5 protein-coding genes are annotated in these 3671 nt (G+C 49.0%); all 5 read right to left on the bottom strand.

Annotated features, from left to right (window positions below; genetic code table 11):
* On the bottom strand, positions 1-103 hold a 103-nt coding region (locus PN462_RS23470; protein ID WP_443029113.1), incomplete at its 3' end, for a MerR family DNA-binding transcriptional regulator.
* A 112-nt stretch (positions 104-215) separates the two neighbouring features.
* Positions 216-827 (bottom strand): hormogonium polysaccharide biosynthesis acetyltransferase HpsU, encoded by a 612-nt coding sequence (gene hpsU, locus PN462_RS08840; RefSeq protein ID WP_272127734.1) that lies wholly within the window; start codon positions 825-827, stop codon positions 216-218.
* Positions 811-1779: a glycosyltransferase family 2 protein gene (locus PN462_RS08835; protein ID WP_272127733.1), complete on the bottom strand. Its 969-nt coding sequence runs from the start codon at positions 1777-1779 to the stop codon at positions 811-813. Before PN462_RS08835 ends, hpsU begins: the two co-directional genes overlap by 17 nt.
* A gap of 55 nt (positions 1780-1834) precedes the next feature.
* On the bottom strand, positions 1835-2770 hold the full coding sequence (locus tag PN462_RS08830; protein ID WP_272127732.1) for a glycosyltransferase: 936 nt from the start codon (positions 2768-2770) through the stop codon (positions 1835-1837).
* Complete coding sequence (locus tag PN462_RS08825; protein WP_272127731.1) at positions 2767-3510, bottom strand: hypothetical protein; 744 nt, start codon at positions 3508-3510, stop codon at positions 2767-2769. The genes PN462_RS08830 and PN462_RS08825 overlap by 4 nt, the downstream gene beginning before the upstream one ends.
* Positions 3511-3671: the final 161 nt, after the last annotated feature.

The following is a 3671-nucleotide window of genomic DNA, read 5'->3' as shown; positions in this document are numbered from 1 at the left end:
CGGTACGCTCTGGAATTAACTTTCCTTCTGCTTCCCAACGTCTGAGTGTTGAGGGAGATACTCCTTTAATTTTTGCGGCTTCGGAAATACTAAACTTATTCATAAATACATTATAGCATAAAAAATGAGTAAATTTAGATAGTTTTAGCGAGAAATTTGTGTTCAGTCAGTTACCCTTTGTGTCCTTTGTGTCTTTGTGGTTTACCCATCAACTCTCAATTATCAACTTTCACACTTCTATCCTTACAAGGCCGACAAGGATTCCCCATAGCAATTTTACCCGCCGGAATAGACCGATACACACTACTACGGGCCCCTATCACCGTATTAGCCCCAATTTTTACCCCAGGGGCCACAAAACAATCCGTCGCCACCCAGGCCCCATTTCCCACCCAGATAGGGGCGGTTTGCAGGGAAAAAACCGGACTGGTGATATCGTGACTCCCTGTACATAAATAACATTCCTGAGAAATCACCACATGAGAGCCAAGATAAATAGGGTCTAAACTGTACAACACCACATCATCCCCAATCCAACTATAATCCCCGATGGTTAATTTCCAAGGGTAATTGATACGGGCAGTGGGGCGAATAATCACTCCCTTGCCGATTTTTGCCCCAAAGGCCCGCAAAATGGCACACCGTAACCCACTCCAGTTATGTAGCGTAATGGGAAATGTCACCGCTTGTACAAACCACCAGAGTAAAATCACCCAACCGGGACGGCCCCGGTCAAAATTGGATTGATCATACTGACTCAGATCAACCCAAGGGGCCGCCTCTAGTAAAGGGTCATTTTTGCCAGTGGGCTTAGGGTTGGGATTCATCCTTGGAGACTCCCGCAGGTTGGGCAAGGGAAGGTTTCGGGGGGGGAGAGGGCTGGCCGGGGTTGACGTTCAGTTGTCCGCCAAATTTCTGAAGTTCGTATAACTTGACCCCTATTTGATATTCATACTGACTCAATAAGCGGGCGTAAGTATAGCCGGCCCGTCCATCGAGAAAGCCAAAGCGCAGAATATAAAATAAAACAAACCGCAAGAAGGGTTTAAAGGGCAACCAAACCCAGATTTTCTTTAAAAAGCGTTTCCGTTGGACGGCATCACCGAATAAGTTGGCCCCGATGGTCCCACTTTCATCTTTTCCGGTCAGGAGGTTGTAATAGACTCGCGCTTCCCAGTTAGAATAGCGGTTATGACGGGCGATCCAGTGGTAAATGTCTCGGAAGTCAATATGGAGCATATCTTCTTTGAGATAGCCCACATCGCCTTCTAGGATGACGTGCTCATGAACCTCGTTATCTCCGGTGTTGGGGATGTCTTCGGTGCTGAGGTTTTCGTAGCGACCGCATTGGTGTTTAAATAGCCGTAAGTTCCAATCGGGATATTTTCCTCCCCAACGAATCCATTTCCCTAAGAAAAAGACTTTCCGGTTGAGGAAATAGCCGTTGTATTGGGGGTCTTTGATCCGTTCGGCAATTTCGTCCCAGAGTTCCGGGGTAATGCGTTCGTCACAGTCAACGATTAATACCCAGTCATTGCGAAAGGAGAGGTTTTCGAGGGACCAATTTTTCTTTTTCGGCCAACTGCCGTTGAAGTAGAATTGGGCGACATTGACTCCGTATTCTTGACAAATTTCTAAGCTGCGATCGCTGCTTTGGGAGTCAACGACAAAGATTTCATCGGCCCGTTGCACACTGTCTAAACAAGCCGGGAGGTTCTGTTCCTCGTTTTTGGCAGGAATGAGAACGGAGACGGGGATTTTTTCAGACGAAGAAGTCATGCTGGTTTCAATATAAGAGCGTCTGGGCTAAGGTCGAAGATCATGTAAGGGATAATCAGGTTTTAAAGGTTGGCGGAGAAATCATGCCTTGGATGGCGGTTTTGAGATAGCCAAGTTGACCGTAGGCATAGACAAAATTATCAAACCTAAGAGCGGGGTCATGAACATATTTTAGGGACTTATAGAGTCCTCGCAAAATCCGTTCTCCAGCCCGCCCAAATTGTGCGACTCCGGCCCGACCGGCCAGTTGTTCGCGGTAACATTCACTTACACCCTGCCACCAACCTCGTCGCAAAAACCAACTGCGTTCCAGTCTATCAGGCGTGACGTTATGGGCGACTAAGGCATCGGGGAGATAGGCGACTTCCCATCCTTTGGCCAAGGCCAGTTCGGTCATTTGTAATTCTTCATTAGATAACAAATTAGTGCCGACTCGACCTAAATTTACGTCAAAGCCGCCGATGTCGTCTAAAAAGGTGCGACGAATGGCGTAGTTTAAGCCTCTAGGGGTGAGATTGGGGGTGGTAATGGCCACGATGGTATCCCCTAGGTCAAATGCTCCTAAGTTGCCCGATAGCCCCTCTGAGAGCCAGGGGGGGCGACTGTGGCCGTCGGGCCAGAGGAGGGTGACTTTGCCTCCGGCGATCGCTAAGTTTTCCTTTTGGGCAAATCCGGCTGCGATCGCGCTTAACCATCCTTTGGAGGCTACGGCATCATCATCGAGATAGGCTAATATTTCCCCTTTGGCGGCTTTTGCCCCTGCATTCCGCGCCACGGATAACCCGGTGACGGGTTCGTAAATATATTGCAGTTTGGGATGGGGGAGACGAGCTTCTGTCACCTCCTTGGTGCGATCGCTTGAGGCATTATCCACCACAATGACTTCATAGTCGGTAAAATCCTGCGCTAACAAACTATCAATCGCAGCCCCCAAATAGCGATCGCGGTTGTGGGTGCAAATAATGGCGGAAATGGCTACAGATTCACTCACTGGTCGTGTAAACTCCCATGAACCATCACTAAAGTTTCAGCAATGCGACTTAAACGATTTTCTAACAGTTGTTTCTGTTTCAGTAATTGTCGCAGTTTTTGGTAACGGGCAATCGCCACACTCACACTGGCCACTTGTTCCGGTGGACAAGGTTTAGACCAGAGACGGCCTTGGTCATCTAGGCCACACAACCGATACCCCGGACGTGGCCCCGGCCCATCCCAAGCCGGTTGTACGGTGTGAGCCTCTTGAGGTAAACGTTTCGTCCCGTCCGCCGTTTGCGACTCCAACCACCCATCCACAATAGGCCCCTCTAAATACAAATCCTGAATTTTAATCAGAATTTGTTTTAATTCCTTTTGCCACCCCACAATCACTTCTTCAATTTCCTTGAGAATATTGGTGGCCAACGCCGGATTGACACTATGGCGATGGGTGCTGATTTGGGCGGATTTCAGTTGATTGAGGGTCGAAAGGTTATTTTGATAGGGTTGGGGGGGAGACGGAGGAGACGGGCGGGAGGGAGGAGACTTGCGCGTCCGAGACGGATTGAGGGTAAAGGTAAAAGACGGAGATTCCCGTCGAGTTTTAGGGTTCGACGGCTGAGAAGATGGGGACGGAGAAGGGGGGGATGAACTAGGTCTAGGTCTCCTAGTTGCAGGAGACTGAATAGACCGAGTTTGACTAGACTGGTCTATGCGAGCTAAGGCCGATTCAATCCGTTTCAGTTGTGGTCTCATTCGTGCGCGTCTCACCGCTTCAAGGGAAGAATGATTTGCCAGCAAACCATTCCGTTTTCTGCTCTCATTGTATTGTCTCCTCTGCCATTCTTCACGCTTTCATCCCCAGATACAACGAAAGTTAATGTTCTCGCGTCTGTGGGGAGTTTGGGGGGATGGGG

It is taken from the genome of Spirulina sp. CS-785/01 (genome assembly GCF_028330525.1).
GTDB lineage: Bacteria > Cyanobacteriota > Cyanobacteriia > Cyanobacteriales > Spirulinaceae > JAQMSD01.
Note: the sequence above shows the minus strand (reverse complement) of the source record. Positions and strands in the feature narration are given on the sequence as shown.

Bases quoted from the DNA above. Each gene is read 5' to 3' on its own strand.
- hpsU (WP_272127734.1), bottom strand. From the start codon at position 827: ATGAATCCCAACCCTAAGCCCACTGGCAAAAATGACCCTTTACTAGAG.
- PN462_RS08835 (WP_272127733.1), bottom strand. From the start codon at position 1,779: ATGACTTCTTCGTCTGAAAAAATCCCCGTCTCCGTTCTCATTCCTGCC.
- PN462_RS08825 (WP_272127731.1), bottom strand. From the start codon at position 3,510: ATGAGACCACAACTGAAACGGATTGAATCGGCCTTAGCTCGCATAGAC.